Origin of the sequence: Amycolatopsis sp. cmx-11-12 (assembly GCF_046269425.1) — a bacterium.
GTDB lineage: Bacteria > Actinomycetota > Actinomycetes > Mycobacteriales > Pseudonocardiaceae > Amycolatopsis.
Genome location: NZ_JADNQM010000007.1, coordinates 171,314 through 196,622, shown reverse-complemented (window position 1 = coordinate 196,622; position 25,309 = coordinate 171,314). Strand labels below are relative to the sequence as shown.

Here is a 25,309-nt window from a genome sequence, read left to right as displayed (position 1 = left end):
CGAACCGGATGACCATGCGCGTACTCGTGACGACCTCGTATCTGAAGCCCGGCGGTGAGGTCGACAAGCTGCTCTCGGACGCGGGATTCGACACCGTCTTCACCACCCCCGCGCAACGCGAGGCCACCGGCACTCCCCTGGCCGACCTCGTCCGTGACGCCGACGGGATCGTCGCGGGGACCGACGCCTTCCCCGCCGAGGTCATCGAGGCCGCGACCCGGCTCAAGGTGTTCGGCCGCTGCGGTGTCGGCTACGACAACATCGACCTCGACGCGGCGACCCGCGGTGGCGTGGCCGTCACGTTCACCCCCGGCGCCAACCGCCGGTCGGTCGCCGAGCACGTCCTGGCGCTCATGCTCAACTGCGCACGTCTGATCCCGCAGAACATCGCGAGCATCCAGGCTGGTCGCTGGGAGCAGCGCAGCGGACGGGAACTCGACGGCGCGGTACTCGGCCTGATCGGCCTGGGTTCGATCGGCAAGACCGTGGCACGGCTGGGGCTGGCGCTCGGGATGCGGGTCGTCGCCCACGATCCGTACCCGGACGAGGACTTCCTGACGGAGACCGGCGTCGAAGCCCGCACCTTCGACGAGGTCCTGACGGAGGCCGACTTCCTCAGCCTGCACATCTTTCTCGACGACTCCACCCGTCACCTGATCGACGCGTCCGCGCTGCGGAAGGTCAAGCCCGGGGCTTTCCTGATCAACACGGCGCGCGGAGAAGTGGTGGACGAGGAAGCCCTCGCCGACGCGCTGGAGAACGGCGCGCTGGCGGGCGCGGCCCTGGACGTGCTCACGGAGGAGCCCTTGCCACTCGACAGCAGGCTGCGGCGGCTCGACAACGTCCTGGTCACCGCGCATATCGGCGCGGCGACGGAACAGGCCCGGTCCCGCTCCAGCCTGATGGCCGCCCAGCAGGTGATCGACGCCCTGCAAGGGCGCGTCCCCGGCAACCTCGTCAACCCCGGGTACGCGACAGCGGTGCGCCGATGATCCTCCACAATGGACTTCGCCTGGACGCCAACCTCAAGTGGCTGTTCACGGAACTCCCCTTCGAACAGCGCTTCGACGCGGCGGCGGCGGCCGGTTTCACCGGCGTCGAGTATGCCTCGCCGTATCCCTTCCCCGCCGCCACGCTCGTCCGGCGCCTCGCCGACGCCGGCCTGACCCAGATCCTCATCAACTCCCCCACCGGTGAACCCGGCTCCCCCGAACGGCTCGGCTACGCGTGCCTGCCCGGTCGCGCGGCCGAATTCCGCGACGGAGTGAAGCTCGGCCTGGAGTACGCCGTGGCCCTGGGTAGTACCTTCCTCCACCTTCCCGCCGGGATCCGTCCCGCCGACGTCTCCCGTGACCGCGCCTTCGCGCAGTACGTCGCGAACATCGCGTGGGCGGCGGATCAGGCGCGTGGCAGCGGCGTCCGGCTCCTGCTGGAGGCACAGAACAAACAGGACGCGCCGGGCTTCGTCCTCGACGGGCAAGCACACGCGGCCGCGGTCGCCGACGCGATCGGCGAGGACCACGTGAGTCTGCTCTTCGACGTCTACCACGCCTTCATCGACGAGACGGACGCCGTCGCGGCGCTGCGGGAGTTCCTGCCCCGCACCGCTCACGTGCAGATCGCCGACTCACCCGGCCGGGCCGAACCCGGCACCGGCGGCATCCCCTGGGCCGACGTCTTCGACACCCTGAAGTCCGAGGGCTACGAAGGCTGGATCGGTTGCGAGTACGGGCCCGCCACCACCACCGAAACGGGTCTGAACTGGATCAAGGAGCAGGTCCGATGAGCCCGCGCATCGCGCTGATCAGCGCCACACCGGCCGCGATCCCGCCCGCGGTGAACGCGCTGGCGACCGGATTCCCGCAGGCCCAGCCATGGAACATCCTCGACGATCGGCTGCTGGCCGACGTCGGCGAGGACGGCCGCACGCCCGCGCTGGACGACCGGATGCGCCGTCTCATCGACTACGCCGTCACCGGCGGCGCCGATGGCGTCCTGCTCACGTGCTCGCTCTACGGCGAGGTCACCAAGCAGGTCGACGCGCCGGTCCCGCTCCTGGCTCCGGACGAAGCGGCCTTCGATGACGCGCTGTCCAGCGGTCACTCCAGGATCCTCGTGGTCGCCTCGCTGGCCTCGGCGCTGAGCGACTCGACGGCGCGTTTCGAGCAGGCGGCCCGCGACAAGGGGATCACCGTCGAGGTCGGTGGGGTGTTCGCTCCGGACAAGCTCATCGAAACCTGCCGGGCGCATTCCGGCGGCTGGGATCTCGTTCTGCTGGCCCAATACTCGCTCGCCCCGGCCGCCGAGGAACTGTCTTCCGCCCTCGGCCTCCCCGTCGTGTCCGGACCGCGCAGCGCCGCCGCGAGGTTGAAGGCGGTGATCGGTGCATGACCGGCGTGCTCGGCGCGATCGCCGACGACTTCACCGGCGCGACCGACGTCGCGGTCGCCTTCCGCCGAGGCGGACTGCGCACCCTGCTGTACTTCGGAGTCCCACCCGAAACCGAGGCGCTTCCACCGCACGACGCGATCGTGATCGCTCTCAAAAGCCGTGCGATCCCGGTCGCGGACGCGGTCTCGTCGTCCTTGGACGCGTTGCGGTGGCTGCGAAACCGGCAGGCGGAGCAGATCTACTTCAAGTACTGCTCCACTTTCGACTCGACGCCACGCGGCAACATCGGTCCCGTCCTCGACGCGCTGTCGCGGGCTCTGCCGCCCGGCAGTGTCGTGATGACACCGAGTTCACCGGAGCACGGACGCACGCAGTACCAGGGCCACCTCTTCGTCGGCGACACCCTGCTGGCGGAATCGCCCATGCGCGACCATCCCGCGACCCCGATGACGGATTCGCAGCTGCCCCGGCTGCTGCGGGCGCAGACCGACACTCCGGTCGCACTGATCACGCACGACGTCGTCCGGCGCGGTGAGACCGCCGTGCGCGAAGCGGTCGACGGCAAGACCGGCTACGTCCTGGTCGACGCGCTCACCGAAGACGACCTCCGCCTGCTCGGCCGGGTCGTGGTGGACTCGCCACTCGTCGCGGGCGCGGCGGGTCTCGCGGCCGGACTCGCCGCCGCGCGAGCCTCTGCCACTCCCCTGGTGACCGAAGCACGTACGCCGGCCGGTCGGGCGGCGGTGTTGTCCGGAAGTTGCTCGGCGCGAACGCTGGAGCAGGTCGCCGTCATGACGCGGCTAGGCCGTCCCGCATACCGGCTCGATCCGGTGGCGACGCCGGATCCGGACGTCCTCGCGGTGGAAGCACTCGCCTGGTACGACTCCTTGACCGACGTCGGCGCGCCCTTGATCTACTCGTCGTCGAGTCCGGCGGATCTCAAGCGCACACAGGAAGAACTGGGTGTCGCGAGATCGGCCGAGATCCTGGAGAAGGCGACCGGTCTCATCGCGATCGGCCTGGCCGAACGCGGGGTGGGGCGACTCATCGCCGCGGGCGGCGAGACGTCCGGAGCGATCGTCACCGCGCTCGGCGTCCGCGGCGGTGTCATCGGCGCCGAAGCCGCACCCGGCGTGCCGTGGATCCATCCTGTCGGCGACGGTCATCCCGCCCTGTTGCTCAAGTCGGGCAACTTCGGCGATCCGGACCTCCTCGCGACGGCGTCCGGCTCATGAGCACCGACCGGCTCCATCGCGAGCGCGTCATCGCCGCGGCGCGGTCCCTCTACGACCGCGGATTCACCCACGGCCGCACAGGCAACATCTCCGTGCGCTACGGCGAACAGATCCTCGTCACACCCACCGGAGCCTGTCTCGGCACCGTCCGACCCGGGGACCTGTCGGTCATCGACGCCGACGGAAACCACCTCGCCGGACCGCCGCCGTCGAAGGAAGCCTTCTTCCACGCGATCGTGCTGCGGGAGCGTCCGTCCGACAACGCGGTCGTGCACACCCACTCGACCCATTCCGCGGCCGTGTCGTGTTTGGACGGTCTCGACCCGGACGACGCCATCCCGCCGCTGACCGCGTACTTCGCGATGCGGGTCGGGCGCCTTCCCCTGCTCCCCTACCACCCGCCGGGCGACCCCGGCGTCGCCGAGCCGATCGCTCGCGCCGCCGTCGGCCATCCGGCGCTGCTGCTCGCCAACCACGGCCCGGTGGTCGCCGGGACGAACCTCGACACCGCCTTGGACGCACTCGAAGAACTCGAGCACACCGCGGAGATCTTCCTGCTCCTGCGAGGCCTCTCCTCCCGTCCGCTGACCGATCGCCAGCGAGACGCCCTCCACTCCCCACCCGCTCGAAGGGACACCCCATGATCAGCCTCTTCACCGCCCTCTCCGTCAAGAAGGCACTCGAAGACGTGCTGCTGCACGCGTTCGCGAAGAAGCACGGCGTCGATGTCGACGTCACGTACGACCCCACCACCATCCTCGTCAAGAAGATCGGCGAAGGCGCCAGGCCCGACGTCGTGATCGCCGTGTCCAGCGCCTTCACCGAACTCGCGGCCGCTGGCGCGGTCACCCCCGAATCCCGTGTGGTGCTGGCGAAAAGCGGCATCGGCATCGCCACCGCGCCGGGACTCGACAGCCCGGACATCGGCACCGTGGACGCCCTGCGCACGGCCCTCACGTCCGCGCGATCGGTCGCTTACTCACGCAGCGGAGCGAGCGGCATCTACTTCGCCGACCTGATCCGGAAACTGGGCATCGCCGACGAGGTGAACTCGCGGGCGACCATCGTCGAGAAGGGCTTCACCGCACTCGCCGTCACCGACGGCCGCACCGACCTCGCCGTCCAGCAGATCAGCGAACTGAAGTTCGTTCCCCAGGCCAAGATCATCGGCCCGCTCCCCGACGGCGCCCAGCACTACAGCGAAATGTCCGCCGCGCTCGGCTGCTCGGCCCCGCCCGAGGCCGCGGACCTGCTGCGGTTCCTCTCCGGACCGGAGGCGAAGGCCGCCTACCGCGACGCCGGCCTCGTCACCGACTGATCTCCCCCTCTGCCAACGACGTCACCGGAGGTTCCCCGTCATGCACTTCTCACCACGGACTCGCAGATGAACGCGATCCTGGCGCTGGTCGCGTTCATCGCCGCCATCGTCGTGTGGAACGCGGTCTTCAAACGCAACATCGGCGAAGCGATGGTGGTCGGCTTCCTCGTCACCGCCGCTTTCGCGGGCACGGACTTCTTCGCCGTCGCCTGGGAAAGCCTGGTCGACGGGCTCAAGTCCGAGATCACCTTCGCCGCGCTGGCGTTCGTCTTCGTCAGCGAACTGCTCACCAGGACAGGACTGGTGCAGCGGATGGTCGACATCCTCAGTTCGTTCCTCGGCCGCCGCCGAGGTGGATCGGCCTACGCGGCGACCGTCGCCTCCGGACTGTTCGGCGCGGTCGCCCACAACGGTGCCGCGATCGTCGCCACGATCGGGTCGATCACCATTCCCTGGATGAAGCGGTCCAAGGCCAGTGGTGAGACCGCGGCGCTCGTACTGTCCGGGAACGCCGGTGTCGGCGCCACTTTCCCTTTCAGCGGCGCGTTCTTCATCCTTCTTGCCGCGCCGACCGTGCTGCCGGTGCTCAGTGCGGGCGACATCGTCGCGACGATCTTCGTCACCGGCGCGTGGATGGTGGGGATGCGGCTGCTCATGGCGTACGTCATCGTGAAACGCCGTGGCGTACAGGCGATGGAGCCGCAGGACATCCATCCGCTGCGCGCGTCGTTCAAGGTGGGCTGGCCTTCGCTGGTCGTCCTCGGCTCGATCGCCGTCCCGATCCTGCTCACCGCCCCGCCGACCGCGGACTTCGTCTCGGCCAGGATCGGCATCGACGCCCCCGACGCGATCCCGCTGCTCATCTGGTTGCCGATCGTCATGCTGCTGGTCGGACTGCTCGTCGAGCGGAAACTGCTGCCGAAGGGGCGGGCGCAGTGGTGGGACCTGTTCGGCGCGGTCGGTCCCAAGCTCGGCCTGGTCGGGGTCACGATGATCTCCGCGTTCGCCGCGTCGAACGTGCTGAAGACACTCGGCCTGGACGATCAGCTCAAGCCCTACCTGGAAGGGCTCACCGGAGTCTCCCCGCTGGTGGCGGCCATCGTGGTCGGCGTCGTCATCGTGCTCGTCGCGGGTCCGCTCAACACGACGTCCACGGTCGCCGCCGTGGGCCCGGTCGCGTTCGCCGCGCTGACCGCCGCCGGTATCCCTCCGCACGTCGCCTTCGCCGCCATCCTCGTGTGGGCGTCGTCGGAGGGATGCTCCCCACCAGGCGCGGCGCCGCTGTACGTCGCGGCCGGTATCGCCGAAATCAACCCGGTGCGGATCTTCGTCCCGGTCGTCCTCTACTACCTGTTGCCCACACTGCTGTTCGGCGTGCTCATGGCCGTCGGCGTGCTGTGGCTGCCTGGAGCGTGATCACCGTGTATCGGATCTTGCTGGCCGCGACCCGCGTCTGCCTGTTCGCTTTCCTCGTCGGCGGCTTCGTGGTCGTCGCCGGGCAGACGATCGGCATCGTCGTCGGTTCCGGGCCGATCGTGACGACGTTCGGCACCGACGTCGCCGACAACGTCTGTGTCATCGCCGGAATCGCGGGCATCCTCGCGTTCCTTCTGTTCTATACGAAGGAAGGACGGGAGAACGCGCCGGACGCCGAGGACCGCATGCACTAGTCCTCCGTCTCGTCGGGCACCCGCGTGCGAGATCATCTGTGTATGGCGAGTACATCCGACGACACGCGTTACCCACCGATCGAGCCGTACGAGTCAGGAATGTTGGATGTCGGCGACGGCCATTCGCTGTATTGGGAGGTGTCGGGCAACCCCGACGGCAAGCCGGTCATCGTGCTGCACGGCGGTCCCGGCACGGGGAGCCTTCCCGGGATGCGGAGCCTTTTCGACCCGAACCGCTACCGCGTGGTCCTGTTTGACCAGCGTAATTCCGGCCGCAGCGTCCCGTCGGCTGCCGACCCGGTCGTTGATCTGTCGGCTAACACCACGCAGCACCTCGTCGGGGACATCGAGGCACTGCGGAGCCGCCTGGGAATCGCCCGCTGGCTGGTTTGGGGTCGCTCGTGGGGCGTCACACTCGCTATCGCCTACGCCCAAGCGCATCCCGAGCAGGTGACCGAGCTGGTACTCGCCGCCATCACCAACGGCGACCGACGCGAGACCAACTGGATCACCCGCGACATGGGCCGCGTTTTCCCGCGCGAGTGGGAACGATTCCGCAACGGTGTGCCCGCCTCCGAACGCGACGGCGACCTGTCTGCCGCCTACAGCCGGTTGCTCCACGACCCCGACCCCGAGATCCGGGCCAAGGCCGCACACAGGTGGTGCGAATGGGAGGACACGCACATCTCGCTGGCCCCCGACGCCACACCGTTCCTGTCGATCGCCGACCCGGCATTTCAGCTGACCTTCGCCCGCCTCGTCACCCACTACTGGTCCAATGGCTGCTTTCTCGACGAAGGGCAACTGCTGCGCGACATCGAGCGACTCCACGGCATTCCCGCTGTGCTGATCCACGGGCGCTACGACGCCAGCAGTCCACTCGGGATCGCTTGGTCCCTGCACCAGGCCTGGCCCGGAAGCGAACTCGTCGTTCTCGACGACACCGGTCATAACGGCGGCAGCATGACCACCGCGATCATCGCCGCCACCGACCGCTTCGCCCAGGACCAGGAGCGGTGATCGCTGCGGCGGGTAGCCCAGCTGTCCTCCCTTGGGACGACACGGACGAAACACTTCGGGTGGCCGAACACGCGTGTTTGAAGGCGTACCTCGCGTGCTTGGACCCGTAACTCACGTGATCGAGCACGCAGAAGTGTCCGAAGTGGACTGATCGCGGCCGTCCGCACCGTCCTCTGCTACGGCTGGGACTTACCGAACACCTCCCGCGGGGCGTTGTCACCGCCTAGGATCGACCGCACGTGGTCGGGCGTCTCGATCTCCGGCGGAGAACTGTGGAAGGCAGACATGTCACAACTAGGGTTCGCGAGCATCGAGACCATCCCGCGGTTGTTGCAGCTCGTGGTAGGTCTGCTTGGCCTGATCTTTTCCATCAAAGGACGCTCCAGGGGAGTTTCCGGCCTGATGGTGGGCGCCTTCGTCGTCATGCTCGTCACGACGGTGGCAGGCATGGTCTGGCAGTTCGTGTTGGTGAACCTGTCGTCCTGGGGCGACGATCTCACCGCCGACGAGATCCGCTGGATCTTCATGGGGGTCGGCATCCCGCTCGACATCGCCTCGGTGCTTTCCTGGCTCCTGGTTGCGATCGCGGTCCTCAAGGCCGGCCGTCCGCCTCGGCAATCCGGCCCAGCGCCGTACCCTGGTCCTGTCAACTACCCGCCGGTCGCGCAGCCGGGTTTCCCGAATCCCCAGCCCGGCTACCCCCAGACTGGTCCCCAGCAGCCGAACCCGCCGACTCAGCAGCCACCGAGCTAGCGCGGCGAGGATGCGGCCAGCACTGCCGCGAGGCCCTCTTGGAGATCCTTGACGAAATACTCGGGGACCTCCAGCGACGGGAAATGTCCCCCGGTTTCGGGCGACCTCCATCGGACGATCTGCCGGTATCGCTCCCGCGCCCAGGGGCGCGGAGACTTCTCGATGTCGCGGGGATACATGGTGATCGCCGACGGGACGTCGACCCGAAGTTCGGGATCGAGCGAGTTGTGACTTTCGTGGTAGATGCGGGCCGCCGACGCGCCGGTCCGCGTCAGCCAATACAGGGTGACGTCGTCGAGGATCCGGTCCCTGGAAATCCTCTCGAACGGGCTGTCCTCGGTGTCCGACCACTCGGCGAACTTGTCGAGGATCCAGGCGAGAAGCCCGACCGGTGAGTCGACGAGCGAGTAGCCGATGGTCTGCGGCCGGGTCGCCTGCTGCTTCGCGTACGCCGCACGGTTGCGCCAGAAATCACGGGTTTCCTCGGTCCACTCGCGCTCGACCGCGGTCAGCCCGTCCGTGGTCAACCCGGGTGGCGCCTCCGCGAACGTCGTGTGGATACCGAGGACGTGCGCTGGGAACCTGCCACCGAGGACCGTAGTGATATTGCCTCCCCAGTCGCCGCCGTGTGCAACGAATTTTCCGTAGCCGAGCCTTCCCATCAGCTCCACCCACGCGGCCGCGATCTTCTCGGTTCCCCATCCGGTGGTGGCCGGCTTGTCGCTGTAACCGAAGCCTGGCAACGACGGGGCCACGACGTGGAAAGCCGGCGCCTCCGCGTCTTTCGGATCCGCCAGCTCGTCCACTACATCGATGAACTCGGCGACGCTGCCTGGCCAGCCGTGCGTCAAGATCAGCGGAGTGGCATCCGCGCGCGGGGATCGGCGGTGCAGGAAGTGGATTCCCAGACCGTCGATGATCGTGCGGAACTGGCCGATCCGGTCAAGGCGCTCTTCGAACGACCGCCAGTCATACCCGGTGCGCCAGTAGTCCACGACATCGACGAGGTCGGCGAGAGGAACGCCCTGTTCCCATCGGCGAGGGTCGGGCGCGGCGCGATAGACCGTCTCGGCCTCCGGTAGCCGCGCGGCGGCCAATCGTGCGCGCAGATCCTCGAGTTCAGCGTCAGTCGCTCGGGCTTCGAATGCTTGCACGTCACTGGTCGAACGGGGCATGAGACCTCCTGGCCATCGCGGAACCGGCTAAGACGGTTCTATCAGGCCATCGTGCCAGCGTGCAACCAGCTAAGGTGGTTCCATGCAGCGCCCGAGGGCGGGCCGTGGCCATCCTGACGCCCGACGGCAAGCGGGCGATGGCGCCTAGGAAACGCCGGATCCGTACGGGCGGGTCAGGATCTCCAGCACGTGACCGTCGGGGTCGTCGAAGTACACGCCCCTGCCGCCGTCATTGGTGTTGATCTCGCCGGCGCCGTGGTGCCGCGGCCCCGCCCAGTAGGGCAGACCTCCTTCGCGGATCCGCCCGAAGATCGTGTCGAACTCGTCCTCCTCGACCAGGAACGCGTAGTGCTGCCTGGAGAACTCCTCGGTGCTGTGCATGACGTCGAGCGAGACGCCGTTGCCGGTCTGGACCACCAGGAACGGGCCGAACTCGGCTGGCTCGGGCAACCCGAGGATCGAAACCAGAAAGTCCGCCGTGGCGGCCCGGTCGGTGGCGTTGACGATGGTGTGATTCAGCTGCACTGTCATGAGAAGAACGCTAGAACCTCCGGATTACTGGAGGTCAACCCACTGTCACCCCTTCGGTCCTGTCCGTAACGTTTCCCGGCTCATCGCGACTTGAGTTCTGCGAACCCAGCACCGGCCGCGCCCATCCCTCTGGGTAGCATCGGGACATGCCCTCGTTCTTTGACGGACACAACCTGTGTGCCTCGCGATGACTAAGCGCTTAGTCAGTCTTGGAGATTCCTTCACGGAAGGTGTCGGCGACGACGACCCGTCGTCGCCGAACGGCGTCCGCGGCTGGGCCGACCGTGTCGCGGGCCAGCTCGCGGGCAACCACCAGGACTTCCGTTACGCCAACCTCGCGATCCGCGGCAAGCTCCTCGGGCAGGTCCTCACGGAGCAGCTCTCCCCCGCGCTCGCGCTGAACCCGGACCTCGTGACGCTGTACGCCGGTGGCAACGACCTGATGCGACCCAAGGTCGACATCGACGCGCTCCTCGACGACTACGACTCCGCGGTCGGCACGATCGTCGCCACCGGAGCGCGCGTCGTCCTCTTCACCGGTGTCGACGGGGTCGAAGACGCGCTGTTCCGCAGGATCCGGGGCCGCGTCGCGATCTACAACGAGCATGTCCGCGGCATCGCCGCGCGGCACGGGGCGCTGCTCGTGGACATGTGGGCGATGCGGCAGCTCCGGGACCGGCGCCTCTGGGCTCCCGACCGCCTGCACCTGAACTCGTCGGGGCACAACGAAATCGCCATCGCCGTCCTCGACGCGCTCGGTGAACCGCACAAGCTGACGCCCGCCGAGCTCGGGCCGCGGCCGCTGCTCAGCCCGCAGGCGCGGCGCACCGAAAACCTTCAGTGGGGCAAGGAACACGCCGTGCCGTGGATCAGGCGCCGGCTACGCGGCGAGTCCTCTGGCGACGCGCTCGCGCCGAAGCGGCCGACGATGGACCCCTACACCTGACGCGGCCGGAGCCCGTCGAAGAGGATGCAGATCGTCCGGGTCCGGAACTCGGGCCCGGCGTGCTCCGCCGCCTTCGCCGTGCCGATGATCACCGGGATCAGTTCGTCGACGCCGAGATCCTTGCGGACATCGCCGGTGTCCTGTGCGCGGCCGAGGAGTACGCCCAGCGCCTCCTTCAGGCGGACGCCGATGACCGATCCTGGCGACGGGACGCTGACTCCGGCCGCCGACAGAGCTTCGAAGTACGCGTTCTTGGCGCCTGCCATTTCGATCCAGCCGGTCAGGAACCCGAAGAACGTCGCGCCCGGATCCGGCGATTCGGCTGCGACGGTCGCTTCCGCTTCGTCGACGAAGCGGTGCAGGCGCGCGTAGAGGACCGCCTCCAGTAGGGCTTCTTTCGTCGGGAAATGCCGGAACACCGTGCCGACTCCGACGCCTGCTTCGCGGGCGACTTCCTCGGTGGGCGCACTGGTGCCCTTGGCTGTGAAGACGCGCTCCGCAGCCTCCAACACCCTGGTCCGGTTACGGCGGGCATCGGCTCGGAGCGGTTTCTCGTCCGTCACAGCGGGGATCCTAGACCCGAGGTCAACGGCCGGTCAGGCAGCCTTGCTCACCTGAAGTACATGAAGGCCCCCTTCCTTGCGCCTAACGCAGGGTCCCGGCAAAGTCGAGGTCTTGCAGGTCAGGCGGCTATTCGTCAATTCGTGAGGCTGACGGTGAAGGAATTGGGACGTTGAGTGTCCCAATTCCTTCACCGTCGCGGCGCCGTACCGGTGGTCTGTCACCCAGAACCCGGCGTTCGCCCCTGAGCGTGGAGGATTTGGGACGTTCAACGTCCCAAATCCTCCACGCTCAGGTAGTCAGCGCGCCAAGTCCGGATCACCAAGAGCAGCGCCGACCACCAGCTATGCGACTTTGCCGGGCCCCTGCGCCTAGGTACAGGAAGGGGACCTTCATGTACTTGGAGGAGGCATCTCGTCCAGCACGCGAGCCAGTGCCTTCGGGACTCCGGTGCGCCAGCCGCCGCCCATGATCCGGCGTGACATCCGCTGGAACTCGTCGTCGGGGTCGAAACCCTCGTGACTGAGGAACAACCGGGTGCCCCGTCCCTCCGGTTCGAGCCGCCAGGTGACCGTCCACTCCGGACCCCAGCTGATGCTGAGCAGCCGTTCCGGCTCGACGGCCAGGACTTCGCAAGCCACCGGGCCGCCTGCGAATCCCGCGGCGGGCACCGGATCCGCGAGCAGTTCGAACCGGTGGCCCACCACGGGTTTGATGTCGTTCGGCATCCGCAGCCAGCGTTCGAGCAGGCCCGGCTCGGTCAATGCGCGCCACACTTTGCGGGGTGGATGCGCCAGGAACTGGTCGACGTGGATGGCCGTCGGATCCTCGCCGTTCAGAAGTCCTCCTCGTCGAGCAGGTCACGCAGGTTGCCGAGTTTGCCGCGCCAGTACCGCTCGTACGGCGAAAGCCAGTCGGAAACCTCTTGCAGCGGCGCGGCTTCCAGAGAGTAGACGCGATTGCGGCCCTGCCTCTCTTCTTGCACGAGGCCTGCCTCCCGTAACACTCGAAGGTGTTCCGACAGACTCGGGCGCCGCATGTCGAAGCGTTCGGCGATCTCCCCCGCGGCCCGCGGGCCTTCGAGGAGGATGCCCAGCACCTCGCGCCGGGCCGGATGGGCGAGCGCGGCGAAGACGTCGTCGTTGACCGGCATCAGCGCGGCCAATTCCCGTAGCCCGACGGTTCGAGCAACCCGATCCCGTTGCCGTCCAGATCCTTCAGGGACGTCACTCGCCCCCAAGCCATCTCCTCGGCGTCGTCCACTTCGACACCCTGCGCGCGAAGCTTCCCGATGTCGGCGTCGACGTCGGTGGTGGTGGTCAACTGGAGATGCACTCGCGCGTCGTGGTCGAGATCGCCGACGCAGAAGTCCCGCGCCTTGGCTTGATCGGAAACGGGCACGGTGAGGAACTGGATCCGGTCGATGTTCATACTCGCACAATACGTAGGCTTTTCCCTACATGTCAACCTGTACAACCTCCACCAAGATGGAGGTCCAGGGATCGTGACCAGTGCCGCAACGGCTTGAGTTCGCCTATGGACGAGCTTTTAGCGTCATCGGCATGAACACAGAAACCACCGCACAGTCCCCGCTTCGCCTCGCCGTGATCATCGGCAGCGTCCGCCACGAGCGATTCGCCGACGCCATCACGGGCTGGCTGCTGACCGAACTCGCCGCGATCGACGGTCTGGAGGTCGACCCGATCGACCTCGCCGACGTCGATCTCCCGCTGCAAGGAACGCAGCCCGGTGGGACCGCGACGGCGATCAGCGGCAGGCTGCACGCCGCCGACGCCTACCTGGTCGTCACCCCGGAGTACAACCACAGCTTCCCGGCCGCGCTGAAGAACGCGATCGACTGGCACTACAAGGAATGGGCGTACAAACCCGTCGCGTTCGTCGGCTACGGCGCCGGTTCGGGCGGCATCCGCGCGATCGAGCAGCTGCGGTTGATCTTCCCCGAACTGAGGGCCACCACCACCCGCGACGCGGTGCTGCTGAACGCCCCGTGGACCCGTCTCGGCCCAAACGGGTACGAAGCCACCGAAGGCGAGCGCGGCGCGCTGTCCGCGACGATGACCGAGCTGGACTGGTGGGCCCGCACCCTGCGCGCCGGCCGCGTCGCGGAACAGGCGAGTGCGGCATGAACCGGCTGACAGGACAGGAACTGCGCATCGCCTCGGTGATCGCGCTCGGCGGGTTGATGGCCGTTCTCGACACCACGATCGTCGCCGTCGCGCTGCCACAGTTCATGACGACCTTCTCCGCGTCACTCACGACGATCCAGTGGATCGTGACCGCCTATGCCCTCGGCATGGTCGCGGCGATGCCGCTCGCGGCGACCTTCGCGCAACGCTGGGGTGCGCGCCGGGTGTACCTGGTCGCGCTGCTCGTGTTCGCGGCGGCGTCGGCGGGCGCCGGAGCCGCCGGCGATCTCGGGTGGCTGATCGCCGCACGGGCGGTACAGGGCCTCGCCGGCGGGCTGATCAATCCGCTGGGGATGACCATCGGTTTCGGCGCGGTGGCCCCGGAACGCCGGGGCCGGATGACCACGATCACCGGGCTGCCCTTGCTGATCGGGCCGATCCTCGGGCCGTTGCTCGGCGGCGTCCTGCTGGAAAGCCTGTCGTGGCGGGCACTGTTCTTCATCACCGTCCCGCCCGCCCTGCTCGCCGTCGTGGGCGTGCTGCGCTGGGTGCCCGCCGGGGCACCGTCGGCCGAGCGGACCCCGATGGACTTCGTGGGCGCCCTGCTGCTCGTCCCCGGTGTCGTCGCGGTGGCCTACGGTCTCACCGAAGAGACGACCGGTGTGGTGGCCCGGGTGGCGATCGTCGTCGCCGGAATGGCGCTCGTGGCCGTGTTCGCGCGCCGGTCGTGGAGCCATCACGCGCCGCTGCTGAACGTCCGTCTGCTGCGCGACCGGACCTTCGGGCGCAACACCGTCGTCCTCGTCCTGTACGCCGCGCCGTACTTCGGCTCGATGCTGCTGATGCCCGCCTACATCCAGCTCATGCGCGGCGACTCGACCCTGGTCAGTGCGCTGATGATGGTGCCGGCCACGATCGGGATGGGCCTCAGCATCCAGTTCGCCGCCCGTGTCCTGGAACGCTTCGGCCCGCGGATCGTCGTCGGGACCGGGCTGAGCCTGGCGATCGCCGCGACCGGACTGACCATGCTCGTCCTCACGCCGGATACGTCGTACACGGTGCTGGCGATCTTGGGCGTGATCCAAGGAGCGGGCACCGGGGCGATCATGATGCCCACCATCGTGAGCGCCGGCCGGAACCTGCACGGTCCCGATCTCGCGTCCGGTTCCGCGATACTCCCCTTGGCCAGCACCATCGCGACCGCGGTCGGCACCGCGGCGGTGAGCGCGGTGTTCACCGGGCTCACCGCGTCGGCCACCGGAGGGCGGGGTCTCGCGGCGCTGAGCGACCCTGGGGCGGACACGACGCTCATCGCCGAGGTCGTCTCCGCGTATCGTGTGACCCTCGTCGGGGTCCTCGCGGTTATGGCGCTCGCACTGGTGGTCAGGCTGAGGACCCGGCCCGCGCCGGCCGTCCCGGTGGCGGAACCTGCCACGGTACGGAGTGCGGTATGACGACGAAGGTCGACGCCACGCTGACCATCGGCGAGGTCGCGAGCAAGGCGGGGGTGTCGACCAACGCCGTCCGGTACTACGAGCGCTACCGTGTCATCACCGCCGAACGCACCGCGGGCAACGCGCGCCGGTTCACGATCGACGCCATCTGCCGGATCCGGCTCGCGGTCGCCGCCCAGCGGGTCGGGCTCAGCCTCGCCGAAAGCGCGGAGATCCTGGCCGAGATCCCGCCGATGTCCCCCGACCTCGAACAGTGGACGGCCGCCGGGCAACGGCTCATCGAGGCCGGGCAGGCCCGCATCGCCGAACTCGCCGCGGTGGTCGACGAGTACCGGACGCTCGATTTCCTCACGAGCTGAAGGGAGCTTTCGCTCCCGGCGTGACCTCGGGCCGATCGGCGGCGGGGTCGGGTTGCCGGTATCGACGGGCGAGCAGTACGCAGGCACCGCTGACCAGGGCGAGCGCGGTGATCCAGTAGCTGGGTGCGAGCGTCGATCCGGTGGCCGCGATCAGCAGGGTGATGGCCAGCGGGGTGAGCCCGCCGAAGAGGATGACCCCGAGGTTGTAGCTGATCGACAGCCCGGTGCCCCGGTTGCCGACCGGGAACATCTCGGCCATGGACGCGGGCAGGGGGCCCGCGTACCAGGCTTTGACCAGGCCCATCAGCGCCAAGGCCGGGACCAGTGCCACCAGATCCGGTACGGCGCGGATGAGCAGGAACAACGGGATGCTGATGAGCGCGACGACAGCCGCGGCCGCGGTGAGCATCCGGGTTCTCCCGATCTTGTCGGAGAGGTGTCCGGCCACGGGGGTGAACACGGTGAGGACGACACCGGTCACGAACGTCGCGGTGAAACTCGTCGACGGGGACATGCCGAGCTGCCGGATGGCGAACGTCGGCATGTAGGTGATCAGGTACGAGAATCCCGTCGAGATCGCGATCATGCCCATCACCAGCAGAACCCGCGCCTTGTCGTTCCGCAGGAGGTTGACCAGCGGGCGAGGCGGTCCGGAGTCGGACGCGGCACGCGCGGTGGTGAACTCGGGCGAGTCCCGGAGCCTGGTGCGGATGTAGTAGCCGGCCGGGCCGAGGAGCAGCGCGACCACGAACGGTATCCGCCAGCCCCACGCGTCGAACTGCGCGGGACTCAGGAGACTGCTCGTGGTCGCGAGCAGTCCGGTCGCGAGCAGGACCGCGAACGCCTGGCTCGCGGTTTGCCAGCTGCCCATGAAGCCACGTCGCGTGGCGTGGCTTTCGACGAGCAGCGCGGTGGCGGAGCCGAACTCACCGCCAGCGGAGAATCCTTGGATCACCAGCGCGAGGAGTATCCCGATCGGGGCGAGCACGCCGATCTGCTGGTAGCCGGGCAGGACCACGATCAGGAGCGAGCCGAGGGTCATCAGCCTAATGGCCACGGTCAAGGCCGCCAGCCGTCCGGCCCGGTCGGCGTAGACACCGAGCAGCACCGCGCCGAGCGGCCGGACCAGGTAGGCGGCGACGGCCGTACCCAGCGCCAACATCAGAGAGGTCACCGGGTCGGCCGAGGGGAAGAACTGTCGCGCGATGACGTCGGCGACCAGCGCGTAGGCCGTGAAGCTCAGCCATTCCAACATGTTCCCGGTCGAGGCGGCCGCGACGATCCGCACCGTGGCGTTCATCGGCGGCCGATGCTGGACAGGACACTGGCCGCGGTCACGATGCCCTGGTGAAACCGATGGAGCTCGAAGTTCTCGTTCGGCGCGTGGTTGCGCTCGTCGACATTCGCCAGCGCGATGCCGTAGCAGGGCAGGGCCAGACCGTCGGTGAGCGCCGCGATCGGCAGACTGCCGCCCAGTGCCGGGACGGCCAGCGCCCGCTTCCCGTGTGCCTCGGTCACGCCGCGCAGCACGAGATCGGCGTACGGCGCGTCCGGCAGGGTGCGGGACGCCTCCATGGTCGCCCCGAACCGCACCTCGGCGTGCGGCAGGTGCTTCCGGACATGTGCGCGGACGGCGTCGATGACCGTCTCCGCCCGCTGCCCGCAGGCCAGCCGCATATCGCACCGGGCCACCGCGACAGACGGGATGACCGTCCGGTGCTCGTTGTTGTCGGCACAGGTCAGCGAGTTGATGCTGAACGTCGGCATCGCGAGTCGTTCGTTGATGCCCTCATCGTGGCCGGCGTCCATCCGGTCCAGTCCCGCTCCCGCCAGCATCGCGGCCGGGTCGATCGGCAAGGCCCGGACCGCGTCGATTTCGGCGTCGGTCAGGGGAGTCACGCCCGCGTCGTAGCCGTCGATGGTCACCTGGCCGTCGGGTGCGCGCATGGTGGACAGCAGCCAGGTCAGCTCCCAGGCCGGGTTCGGCGCGACGTTGCCCCAGTTCCCGGAATGCAGCGCGCTGTTCGCGCCGCGCACAGTGATCTCGAAGGCCACCACACCGCGCACTCCGAGGTTGACCGTCGGCTCGTAACTGTCGTGTACCGGCCCGTCGCTCCACAGCGCGAGATCGGCGGCCAACTCCTCCCGCATCGCCGCGAGTGTGCCGGTCAGATGAGGGCTGCCGATCTCCTCTTCACCGTCGAGCACGACGGTCACCGAGCACGGCAGTCCCCCTTGGGTGTCGCGCAGCGCGCGGAGGGCGAGGAGCTGGGCGAGGTGCTGCCCCTTGTTGTCGCCGGTGCCGCGTCCGTACATCCGGCCGTCACGAACGCTCGCCTCGAACGGCGGGCTGTGCCATTCCTCCAGCGGCCCCGCCGGCTGAACGTCGTAGTGCCCGTAAATCACCACATGCGGGCTGTCCACCGGACCGGCCGCGTGCCCGACGACCAGCGGCCAGCCTCCGGTGTCCACGACCCGCGCGCTCAGTCCGCTGCGTTCCAGCAACTCCAGCGCGTAGGGCGTCGCGCGTTCCATGCCCTCTCCCGTGGCGCTCACGCTGGGCACCGCGATCCAGTCGGCGAGCTCCCGCTCATGCCGCAACCGGTGTTGTTGCACGTATTCCTTGACCGAGTCCACGCCGACTCCCATCGATTTCACTGCATGAAATTGATTTCGAGTATGCAAATCGATTACAGTGCTGTCAATGGCCGGACCGATCGAGCAACCAGCCGCGACGCCTGAAGAGTTGCGCGCGCTCTCCCATCCGTTGAGCTGGCGCATCCTGCGGTTGTGCCTCGACACGGCCTGGACCAACCAGCAACTCGCCGAACGCCTCGACGTCGCACCGGCCACACTGCTACGCAGGCTGCGGGCACTGACCGCGACCGGATTCCTCGTGGCCGAGGCCCCCCGGCGAGGAGACAAGGGAGCCTGGGAACATCCCTACCGGGCGACCAAGAAGACCTGGCGGCTCAACCTCGAGCCGCCGAACGATCGTCATCTCACGGCCAAGGTCGACCTCGCCATCCTCGACGCGCACCGCGCGGAGATCAGCGAGAACGACCCCTCGGTCCCCCAGCACACGCGGCGGGCGGTCCTGCGGCTGGATCCCGGCGACCAGGCGGAACTGAACAGCAGGGTCGACGCGCTCCTCGACGAGTTCGCCGGACGCGAGAAACCCGGCCAGGCCCCCATCGCCATCCTGTGGAACGCCGCCGAACGCCCCGAACAGCCCTGACGAATTCTCAGGAGCCGAACGGTCCTTCTGCCGCGTTCGACCAGCGGAACACCGGACCGTTCGCCAAACCGGGGTAGGTGACGGCCATCCCCCGGTCCGGGGACATCGACCACAGCACCGCGTCCTGCGACGCCGCGTGGTCCTCCCAGTCCGGGGACCAGCCGGGGATGTAGCGTTCGTAAATGCGCCGGACCCGCGCCACGTCCTTGGTCTCCAGCCTCGCGGGCCCGGTCATCCGCACCTGACGGACGTCGTCGGGCGGGTCGAACGTCGCGACCATGACAGCGACCTCGCGGTGGCCTCGAGCCGCGTCGAGGAACGGTGTCGGCCGGCCATCCGACACCGGAGTGTGAAACCACAGCCTGCCCTCCTCGGCCACGAACCACATCATCGCCAAAGCCGGGTTCCCGCGACCGGTGGTGGTGGCGACACTGGCAGGCAGGCGCGGCTCGGCAAGGAAGCCCTGTACGGCGAAAAACGATCGGTCCATGTCGCCACCCTGCAACTTCGACTCCAGTCGAGGTCCAGTGGCCGCCGGTTTCGACGTCCGGGGATCGGGTACGCGTGGGTCATGCACACTTCTTCCCCCGACACAGCCCTGCTCGGCATCTACCTCAACGACCACCTGGCCGGCGCGATCGCCGGAACAGAACTCGCCAAACGCGTCGCCGGCGCCGAACGCGACCGGGATCCCAGCGGTGTGCTCGACAAGCTGGCTCACGAGATCGCGGACGACCGCGCCGCGTTGCTGACGGTGATGGCGGCCTTGGACGTCCCGGTCCGCCGTTACAAGGCTGTCGCGGCTTGGGCGTTGGAGAAGGCGGCGCGAATCAAGCCGAACGGACGGCTCGTGTCCAGATCCCCGTTGAGCCGGGTCGTGGAGTTCGAAGCATTGCGGCTGGGCGTCGAGGGCAAGGCCGCCGGGTGGCGAACCCTGCGGGTGCGCGCCGACAGGGACCCACGCATAGACGCAGGCCGACTCGACGACCTGATCAACCGGGCCCGGCGGCAGATCGACGAAATCGAAGAGTTGCGGGTCCACGCCGCCGCCGAAGCGTTCGGCGGTGACGCTCAACCGGCGAAACCGTCAGACCTCGGCGGCGCGACGTAAGCCCGTTCGCCCGTAACTCGCGTGCGCAGACACGTAACTCGCGTGCTCAGAGACGTAACTCGCGAGATCCGCTTCCAAGCACGCGAGTTACGCCTCTGAGCACGCGAGTGCGGGGTTTGCTCACGCCGGGGTGGCACTCGGTGACGTCGGAAGGCCGCAACCAGGTGACTAATTGCGGTACCGAAGAGGGCCGCCCCGGTCGGGACGGCCCTCTTTCGGATTTCGGCTCAGCGTTGCGGCGGCGGTCCACCCTGCGGACCGCCGAACGGCCCTTGCTGCGGGAACGGACCACTGCGCGGCCCCTGTGACGGCGGTCCCTGGTACGGGCCTCCCTGCGGACCGGCGGGCGGCTGGGGCTGAGGCAGCTGGGAAGGCGGCGGAGCCTGCTGCTGCGGGGGCTCCGGGGCGGCCTCCGGCTCGGGAGCTGGCGCGGCCTTGGGAACCTGACGCGGAGCGGGCGGCTCCTGCCGCGGCGTCGCGACACCCAGCGCCGGAACCTCCTTGCGCGCCACGGCTTCCGCGGCCGCGACGGCCTCGGCGACCTTCGGGTCGCTGGAGGTGTCGAACCAGCCCTGGACCTCTTCGTCCTCCAGAACCGGCTTCTCGACCGGGTCTTCCTTCGGCGGCTCGTAGCGGAACACACCGTCGTCGCCGGGGGCGCCGAGCGCGCGGGCGAAGCCCTCCAGGGCCTTGCCGTAGTCGCTCGGGATCATCCAGACCTTGTTCGCGTCGCCCTGCGCCAGCTGCGGCAGGGTCTGCAAGTACTGGTACGCCAGGACCTCGGGAGTGGGACGCGCCGCCTTGATCGCCGCGAAGACCTTCTCAATCGCCTTCGCCTGACCCTGTGCCTGCAGGTAGCGGGCAGCTCGTTCACCCTGTGCGCGCAGGATCCGCGACTGCCGCTCGGCCTCGGCGCCGAGGATGGTCGCCTGCCGGGCACCTTCGGCCGCGAGGATCTGGCTCTGCTTCTGACCTTCCGCGGTCTTGATCGCCGATTCACGCTGACCTTCGGCGGTCAGGATCATCGCGCGCTTCTCACGGTCGGCGCGCATCTGCTTCTCCATCGAGTCCTGGATGGAGGGCGGCGGGTCGATCGCCTTCAGCTCGACTCGCGCGACACGGATGCCCCAGCGGCCGGTGGCCTCGTCGAGCACGCCACGCAGCTGGCTGTTGATCGAGTCACGCGAGGTCAGCGTCTGCTCGAGGCTCATGCCACCGACGACGTTTCGCAGCGTCGTGGTGGTCAGCTGCTCGACACCGACGATGTAGTTCGAGATCTCGTAGACCGCTGCCCGCGAGTCGGTGACCTGGAAGTACACGACCGTGTCGATGGACACGGTCAGGTTGTCCTCGGTGATCACCGGCTGGGGCGGGAAGGAGACGACCTGCTCACGAAGGTCGATCCGCGCCCGCACCTTGTCCAGGAAGGGCACCAGAAACGTCAGGCCGGGAGAAGCCACCGTCCGGAACCGGCCCAGCCGTTCGATCACGGCGGACTGTGCCTGTGGCACCACCATGATCGCCTTGACCACGACGACGACCACGAACAACGCGAGCAGTCCGACGACGATGAACACCACTGCTTCTGACAACTACCTTCCCCTTACGTAGAAACCCTTTGCTGTACGGCCGTCCGGCTCACAGCGCGGCCGAAACGACCGCCGTGGCGCCCGAGATCTCGACGACCGTCACCGATGTCCCCGGGGCGATCGGTTCCCCATCGGTCATGCATCGTGCCGACCAGACGTCGCCCGCCAGCTTCACCTGGCCGCTTTCGACGTCCACAGTGGACACTACTACCGCTCGCGCGCCGATCAGCGCGTCGGTGTTGGTCTTGATGTCCGGTCCCGAGAGGAACCGGCGCTTGAGGGCCGGGCGGACGAGGGCGAGCATCCCGACCGAGGCGACGGCGAACACCGCGACGTCGATGAACGGGTTCCCGGTCAGCGCGGCCGAGCCCGCCCCGAACAGGGCTCCGACTCCGACCATGAGCAGGAACAAGTCACCCGAGAGCAGCTCGGCGATGATCAAGAGGATGCCGGCGATCAGCCAGATGAGAGCGCCTGTCATGCGTTCATGCTCCCAGATCGCGCCGACTCATACCGAAGAAGCGAAACCGACGTGACCGACGCGTGACCTTGAGTGACCCCGCGCAAACCGGGCATTCAGGACTCATCGCCCGGGTCGGAGACGAAGTCGATGAGCCGTTCCACCGCTCCGATCAGCGGCGTTTCCAGATCCCGGTAGCTGCCGACCGCCGCCAGGACCCGCTGCCAGCCCTCGTACGGTTCGCCCCAGCCGAGCGCGTCGCAGATGCCCTGTTTCCACTCCGTGCCACGCGGGATCTTCGGCCAGGCTCGGATGCCGACGACCGACGGCTTCACGGCCTCCCAGATGTCGATGTACGGATGCCCGGTGATCAGCACGTTCTCGTCGCGGATCCCGTCGACGATCCGGGACTCCTTGCTGCCCGCGACCAGGTGGTCGACCAGCACACCGAGACGGCGGCCGGGTCCGGTGCCGAACTCACCGATGCGATCGGACAGCACGTCCACCCCATCGAGTGGTTCGACCACCACGCCTTCGACCCGCAGGTCGTGGCCCCAGACCCGCTCGACGAGTTCGGCGTCGTGCTTGCCCTCCACCCAGATGCGCGAATCCCGCGCGACCCGGGCCTTGAGTCCCTGGACCTGCACCGACCCGGACGCGGAGATCCGCCGGGCGGGTGCCTTCGGAGCTGTTTTCGCGGGCACCAGCGTGACCGGTTTCCCTTCGAGCAGGAAGCCCGCGGGGTTCAGCGGGAACACCCGGTGCTTGCCGTGCCGGTCTTCGAGTACGACGTTGCCGTACTCGATCTTCACCACGGCGCCGCAGTACCCGCTGGCAGGGTCCTCGACCACGAGGCCCGGTTCGGCGGGCACCTCGGGGATCTTCCGCTTACGCGGGCCGGACAGCACGTCGTCGTACGAATGGGAGCGCACGGCGGACGACGCTAGCGGTGGCCGGGGTCAGCGTCTCCCCGCCACGCCGGTCAGGCCGTCATCCACCGCCCTGCCGACGTCGATCGCGGACTCAGGTTCACCAACAGAATGACAGCATCGCTTCGACGAACGGGGTCCGTTCGCCGCGTTCGAGCGGGCGGATCACGGACAGCGGCGAAAGCGCGACACACCATGCCCGGACGCGCTCGGCGTCGAACCCGGGCAGATGCGGCGCGATGGCGTCGAGCCCGTCTTCGAGCGTGCCGCCCTCGGTCATCGGCAGCGTGACCCAGTCGGCCAGGTCGAACGAAGGATCGCCGACACTCGGTCGCGGGTCGATGGCGACCACTCCCCTGCCGGGTCCGCCGTCGAGGACGTTGCCCGGATGCAGATCGCCATGCACGATCGAGTTCCCTCCCCCACTGGTCGCGAGGTCGAGCGCCCGCAGACGGGCACGGTCGAGGGTCTCCAGCGAGAGGGTGGCTTCGGCCACCGAACCGCGCAGCTCCCGCTCCGCGAGCCTGTACATGAAGGTGACACGGTCTTCGAGCGGCGAGAAACCGGCGGGCGGGGTCACCGAATGGATCTGGGTCAGCAGGTCGCCGACCTCGGCCCACGGGACGTTCGCCCCCGACTCCCGCAGCTGCGTACCGGGATCGATGCCTTCGAGCAGGATCGCCCCGTCGGCGAGTTCGGTGGCGAGCACCTGAACGACGCGAGAGCAGCCGTCCCACGCCCGCAACGCCGCGGCCTCGGACTCGGCGATCGTGTGATCGGGGGTCAGCTTGAGGACCTTCTTGGCACCGTCGTCACCGACGCAGATCAGGGTACGGCCGGTGTTGCCCGGTTTCGCGTCGACGACGGTGAGACCCCACCGCGTCGCCAGCCGCGCCACGAGCGCGGGCAGATCGTCGCACCAGCTCGCGACGTCCTCACCGAATCGCTTGATCAGGCGCGCACAGGCCTGATCGTCGATCAGAACAGCGGCCACGGAATCGCACGCCAGTCGTCACCCGGCGCCGGGAAGACACCGTCCGTCAGAAGAGCGTCGGTGCGCTCGGCGAGCGCGCGGATCTCGAACCCGGTGAGATGCTCGCTCAGCGCCTCACCGAACTCGCCGTCCAGCTGTTCACGCAGGCCCCGCAACTTGCCGACCTCGGCCTCGGTGAGCCGCTCGCCGATCCAGCCCCACAGCACCGTCCGCAGCTTCGGGTCGGTGTGCAGGCAGATCCCGTGGTCCACGCCGTAGATCCGGCCGTCGACGCCGGCGAGCAGATGCCCGCCCTTGCGGTCGGTGTTGTTGACGACGATGTCGAGCACGGCCAGTTCCCGCATCCCCTGGCGATCCGCGTGCGCGAGCACCGCGGGCTCACCGTCACGATCGTGGGCGTGCAGCACGACGCGCCAGTCGTCCGGCAGGCCCTCCGGGGATCGGACGTCGACCAGTTCCTCTTCGGTGGTCTCGATCCACAGCTGCACCATGCCGGGACCGAACGGCCCGTCACGCAGCACCGTCGGCGGGATCGCGCCGAGTCCGGACGCTTCGGCGACCATCGCCGTCGCGACCTCGCGACCGGCGAGCGTCCCGTCCGGGAAGTCCCACAGCGGCCGCTCGCCCGACACCGGCTTGTACACGACGTCGCCGGTCACGCCGTCGAGTTCGATCTTGCAGAAGAGCGTGACGTTGGATGCGTCGACGAGCCTGCCTTCGACGTCGATCTTGCCGCGCGTCACCAGCTCCAGCGAACTCTCCGACACCTGATCAGTCCTCGAGGACGTCGACGTCGCGCCGGTACCCGTTCTGCCGCGGGCAGATGTGGCCCGCCGGGTCGAGCGGCTCCGCGCACAGCGGACACGGCTTGCGACCGGCGTTGACCACCCTGTCTGCGCGCTCGGCGAACGCGCGCGCCGCGCCGGGGGTCAGGAAGACACGGACGGCGTCCGGCCCTTCCTCCGTGTCGTCCAGAACGACCGTTTCGTCCACCTCGCCCTCAGTGATCGCGAGCAGTTCGATGACGACGGCGCTGCTGTCGGCGTCCCAGCCGAGGCCCATCGTGCCGACGCGGAACTCCTCCTCGACCGGAACGGTCAGGGGGTCGACGTCGAGCAGCTCGTCGGGCGCGTCGTCCGGTACATCCGCGCCGAACCGGTTGGCGACCTCTTCCAGCAGCGAGCTGAGCCTTTCGGCCAAGACCACGACCTGCTGTTTTTCGATCGTCACACTGATCGTGCGGACGTCCTCGGACGCCTGGAGGTAGAACGTGCGGTCGCCGGGCTCGCCGACGGTTCCTGCAACGAACCGGTCGGGCTGGCGGAAGACGTGGATTACGCGAGACATGGCACCTTTGACCCTAGGCCACGGCCCCATGATCGGCATCCACTGCCCCACCGTTCAGCCAAGGGCGAAACCCCGCCGGGT

31 protein-coding genes are annotated in these 25,309 nt (G+C 68.4%); 16 read left to right on the top strand and 15 right to left on the bottom strand.

What is annotated here, in order from left to right:
• Positions 1-8: 8 nt before the first annotated feature.
• The 10 genes from ACLARN_RS12335 (at position 9) to ACLARN_RS12290 (ending at position 8,387) form a co-directional block, all read left to right on the top strand.
• Positions 9-992, top strand: coding sequence for a phosphoglycerate dehydrogenase (locus tag ACLARN_RS12335; RefSeq protein ID WP_409491478.1), 984 nt, complete (start codon positions 9-11; stop codon positions 990-992).
• Positions 989-1,786, top strand: coding sequence for a hydroxypyruvate isomerase family protein (locus ACLARN_RS12330; RefSeq protein ID WP_409491477.1), 798 nt, complete (start codon positions 989-991; stop codon positions 1,784-1,786). Before ACLARN_RS12335 ends, ACLARN_RS12330 begins: the two co-directional genes overlap by 4 nt.
• The gene (locus ACLARN_RS12325; RefSeq protein ID WP_409491476.1) at positions 1,783-2,391 is read left to right on the top strand and encodes a hypothetical protein; all 609 of its coding nucleotides are present in this window, start codon (positions 1,783-1,785) and stop codon (positions 2,389-2,391) included. Before ACLARN_RS12330 ends, ACLARN_RS12325 begins: the two co-directional genes overlap by 4 nt.
• Positions 2,388-3,626 (top strand): 3-oxo-tetronate kinase, encoded by a 1,239-nt coding sequence (gene otnK, locus ACLARN_RS12320; protein ID WP_409491475.1) that lies wholly within the window; start codon positions 2,388-2,390, stop codon positions 3,624-3,626. The genes ACLARN_RS12325 and otnK overlap by 4 nt, the downstream gene beginning before the upstream one ends.
• Entirely contained in the window at positions 3,623-4,270 is a 648-nt protein-coding gene (gene otnC / locus ACLARN_RS12315; protein ID WP_409491474.1) for a 3-oxo-tetronate 4-phosphate decarboxylase, read from the top strand. Before otnK ends, otnC begins: the two co-directional genes overlap by 4 nt.
• On the top strand, positions 4,267-4,944 hold the full coding sequence (locus ACLARN_RS12310; RefSeq protein WP_409491473.1) for a substrate-binding domain-containing protein: 678 nt from the start codon (positions 4,267-4,269) through the stop codon (positions 4,942-4,944). The genes otnC and ACLARN_RS12310 overlap by 4 nt, the downstream gene beginning before the upstream one ends.
• A 66-nt stretch (positions 4,945-5,010) precedes the next feature.
• Positions 5,011-6,360, top strand: coding sequence for a TRAP transporter large permease subunit (locus ACLARN_RS12305; protein WP_409491472.1), 1,350 nt, complete (start codon positions 5,011-5,013; stop codon positions 6,358-6,360).
• 5 nt (positions 6,361-6,365) lie between these two features.
• Positions 6,366-6,614, top strand: a complete 249-nt coding sequence (locus tag ACLARN_RS12300; protein ID WP_409491471.1) for a hypothetical protein — start codon at positions 6,366-6,368, stop codon at positions 6,612-6,614.
• A 42-nt stretch (positions 6,615-6,656) separates the two neighbouring features.
• Positions 6,657-7,634 carry a prolyl aminopeptidase gene (pip, locus tag ACLARN_RS12295; protein ID WP_409491470.1) on the top strand — a complete coding sequence of 326 codons (978 nt, stop codon included), beginning with the start codon at positions 6,657-6,659 and terminating at the stop codon, positions 7,632-7,634.
• 285 nt (positions 7,635-7,919) lie between these two features.
• Positions 7,920-8,387 carry a hypothetical protein gene (locus tag ACLARN_RS12290; protein WP_409491469.1) on the top strand — a complete coding sequence of 156 codons (468 nt, stop codon included), beginning with the start codon at positions 7,920-7,922 and terminating at the stop codon, positions 8,385-8,387.
• Here the strand turns inward: ACLARN_RS12290 and ACLARN_RS12285 are convergent.
• Together ACLARN_RS12285 and ACLARN_RS12280 are read right to left on the bottom strand one after the other, a co-directional pair.
• Positions 8,384-9,562, bottom strand: a complete 1,179-nt coding sequence (locus ACLARN_RS12285) for an epoxide hydrolase family protein (RefSeq protein ID WP_409491468.1) — start codon at positions 9,560-9,562, stop codon at positions 8,384-8,386. The two genes, ACLARN_RS12290 and ACLARN_RS12285, sit on opposite strands and share 4 nt — an antisense overlap.
• Positions 9,563-9,706: 144 nt before the next feature.
• Entirely contained in the window at positions 9,707-10,093 is a 387-nt protein-coding gene (locus ACLARN_RS12280) for a VOC family protein (RefSeq protein WP_409491467.1), read from the bottom strand.
• A 187-nt stretch (positions 10,094-10,280) separates the two neighbouring features.
• Between ACLARN_RS12280 and ACLARN_RS12275 the strand changes: the two genes are divergently transcribed.
• Positions 10,281-11,039 carry an SGNH/GDSL hydrolase family protein gene (locus tag ACLARN_RS12275; RefSeq protein WP_409491466.1) on the top strand — a complete coding sequence of 253 codons (759 nt, stop codon included), beginning with the start codon at positions 10,281-10,283 and terminating at the stop codon, positions 11,037-11,039.
• On the opposite strand, the gene ACLARN_RS12270 is transcribed toward ACLARN_RS12275, so the two are convergent.
• The 4 genes from ACLARN_RS12270 to ACLARN_RS12255 form a co-directional block, all read right to left on the bottom strand.
• Positions 11,030-11,602, bottom strand: coding sequence for a TetR/AcrR family transcriptional regulator (locus ACLARN_RS12270; protein WP_409491465.1), 573 nt, complete (start codon positions 11,600-11,602; stop codon positions 11,030-11,032). The genes ACLARN_RS12275 and ACLARN_RS12270 overlap by 10 nt on opposite strands.
• Positions 11,603-11,992: 390 nt before the next feature.
• Positions 11,993-12,397 carry an SRPBCC family protein gene (locus ACLARN_RS12265; protein ID WP_409491596.1) on the bottom strand — a complete coding sequence of 135 codons (405 nt, stop codon included), beginning with the start codon at positions 12,395-12,397 and terminating at the stop codon, positions 11,993-11,995.
• A gap of 38 nt (positions 12,398-12,435) precedes the next feature.
• On the bottom strand, positions 12,436-12,753 hold the full coding sequence (locus ACLARN_RS12260; protein ID WP_409491464.1) for a metalloregulator ArsR/SmtB family transcription factor: 318 nt from the start codon (positions 12,751-12,753) through the stop codon (positions 12,436-12,438).
• Positions 12,753-13,031, bottom strand: a complete 279-nt coding sequence (locus ACLARN_RS12255; RefSeq protein WP_409491463.1) for a VOC family protein — start codon at positions 13,029-13,031, stop codon at positions 12,753-12,755. Before ACLARN_RS12255 ends, ACLARN_RS12260 begins: the two co-directional genes overlap by 1 nt.
• 131 nt (positions 13,032-13,162) lie before the next feature.
• On the opposite strand from ACLARN_RS12255, the gene ACLARN_RS12250 reads away from it, so the two are divergent.
• Genes ACLARN_RS12250 through ACLARN_RS12240 form a run of 3 tightly spaced genes read left to right on the top strand, consistent with a single transcriptional unit; the run spans position 13,163 to position 15,560 of the window.
• A complete protein-coding gene (locus tag ACLARN_RS12250; RefSeq protein ID WP_409491462.1) occupies positions 13,163-13,747 on the top strand; it encodes an NADPH-dependent FMN reductase in 585 nt (194 codons plus the stop codon).
• A complete protein-coding gene (locus ACLARN_RS12245; protein WP_409491461.1) occupies positions 13,744-15,201 on the top strand; it encodes a DHA2 family efflux MFS transporter permease subunit in 1,458 nt (485 codons plus the stop codon). Before ACLARN_RS12250 ends, ACLARN_RS12245 begins: the two co-directional genes overlap by 4 nt.
• Positions 15,198-15,560 carry a MerR family transcriptional regulator gene (locus tag ACLARN_RS12240; RefSeq protein WP_409491460.1) on the top strand — a complete coding sequence of 121 codons (363 nt, stop codon included), beginning with the start codon at positions 15,198-15,200 and terminating at the stop codon, positions 15,558-15,560. The genes ACLARN_RS12245 and ACLARN_RS12240 overlap by 4 nt, the downstream gene beginning before the upstream one ends.
• Here the strand turns inward: ACLARN_RS12240 and ACLARN_RS12235 are convergent.
• Together ACLARN_RS12235 and ACLARN_RS12230 are read right to left on the bottom strand one after the other, a co-directional pair.
• The gene (locus ACLARN_RS12235; RefSeq protein WP_409491459.1) at positions 15,550-16,860 is read right to left on the bottom strand and encodes an MFS transporter; all 1,311 of its coding nucleotides are present in this window, start codon (positions 16,858-16,860) and stop codon (positions 15,550-15,552) included. The genes ACLARN_RS12240 and ACLARN_RS12235 overlap by 11 nt on opposite strands.
• Positions 16,857-18,209 carry a M20/M25/M40 family metallo-hydrolase gene (locus tag ACLARN_RS12230; RefSeq protein WP_409491595.1) on the bottom strand — a complete coding sequence of 451 codons (1,353 nt, stop codon included), beginning with the start codon at positions 18,207-18,209 and terminating at the stop codon, positions 16,857-16,859. Before ACLARN_RS12230 ends, ACLARN_RS12235 begins: the two co-directional genes overlap by 4 nt.
• Before the next feature lie 55 nt (positions 18,210-18,264).
• Here ACLARN_RS12230 and ACLARN_RS12225 point away from each other — a divergent pair, with 55 nt between their 5' ends.
• Positions 18,265-18,798 carry a helix-turn-helix domain-containing protein gene (locus ACLARN_RS12225; RefSeq protein WP_409491458.1) on the top strand — a complete coding sequence of 178 codons (534 nt, stop codon included), beginning with the start codon at positions 18,265-18,267 and terminating at the stop codon, positions 18,796-18,798.
• 7 nt (positions 18,799-18,805) lie between these two features.
• Here the strand turns inward: ACLARN_RS12225 and ACLARN_RS12220 are convergent, their stop codons facing one another.
• Entirely contained in the window at positions 18,806-19,288 is a 483-nt protein-coding gene (locus ACLARN_RS12220) for a pyridoxamine 5'-phosphate oxidase family protein (RefSeq protein ID WP_409491457.1), read from the bottom strand.
• An 81-nt stretch (positions 19,289-19,369) separates the two neighbouring features.
• On the opposite strand from ACLARN_RS12220, the gene ACLARN_RS12215 reads away from it, so the two are divergent.
• Positions 19,370-19,909, top strand: coding sequence for a hypothetical protein (locus ACLARN_RS12215; RefSeq protein WP_409491456.1), 540 nt, complete (start codon positions 19,370-19,372; stop codon positions 19,907-19,909).
• Positions 19,910-20,136: 227 nt separating this feature from the next.
• Here ACLARN_RS12215 and ACLARN_RS12210 read toward each other — a convergent pair whose 3' ends face one another.
• From ACLARN_RS12210 to ACLARN_RS12185, 6 genes are all read right to left on the bottom strand, one after another.
• Entirely contained in the window at positions 20,137-21,489 is a 1,353-nt protein-coding gene (locus ACLARN_RS12210; RefSeq protein ID WP_409491594.1) for an SPFH domain-containing protein, read from the bottom strand.
• A gap of 58 nt (positions 21,490-21,547) precedes the next feature.
• A complete protein-coding gene (locus ACLARN_RS12205) occupies positions 21,548-21,979 on the bottom strand; it encodes an NfeD family protein (protein ID WP_409491455.1) in 432 nt (143 codons plus the stop codon).
• Between the two features lie 95 nt (positions 21,980-22,074).
• On the bottom strand, positions 22,075-22,890 hold the full coding sequence (locus ACLARN_RS12200) for a DUF3097 domain-containing protein (protein WP_409491454.1): 816 nt from the start codon (positions 22,888-22,890) through the stop codon (positions 22,075-22,077).
• A gap of 97 nt (positions 22,891-22,987) precedes the next feature.
• On the bottom strand, positions 22,988-23,881 hold the full coding sequence (locus tag ACLARN_RS12195; protein WP_409491453.1) for an aminoglycoside phosphotransferase family protein: 894 nt from the start codon (positions 23,879-23,881) through the stop codon (positions 22,988-22,990).
• Positions 23,866-24,648 carry an SCO1664 family protein gene (locus tag ACLARN_RS12190; RefSeq protein ID WP_409491452.1) on the bottom strand — a complete coding sequence of 261 codons (783 nt, stop codon included), beginning with the start codon at positions 24,646-24,648 and terminating at the stop codon, positions 23,866-23,868. Before ACLARN_RS12190 ends, ACLARN_RS12195 begins: the two co-directional genes overlap by 16 nt.
• A gap of 4 nt (positions 24,649-24,652) precedes the next feature.
• Positions 24,653-25,228: a DUF3090 domain-containing protein gene (locus ACLARN_RS12185; RefSeq protein WP_409491451.1), complete on the bottom strand. Its 576-nt coding sequence runs from the start codon at positions 25,226-25,228 to the stop codon at positions 24,653-24,655.
• Positions 25,229-25,309 lie beyond the last annotated feature (81 nt).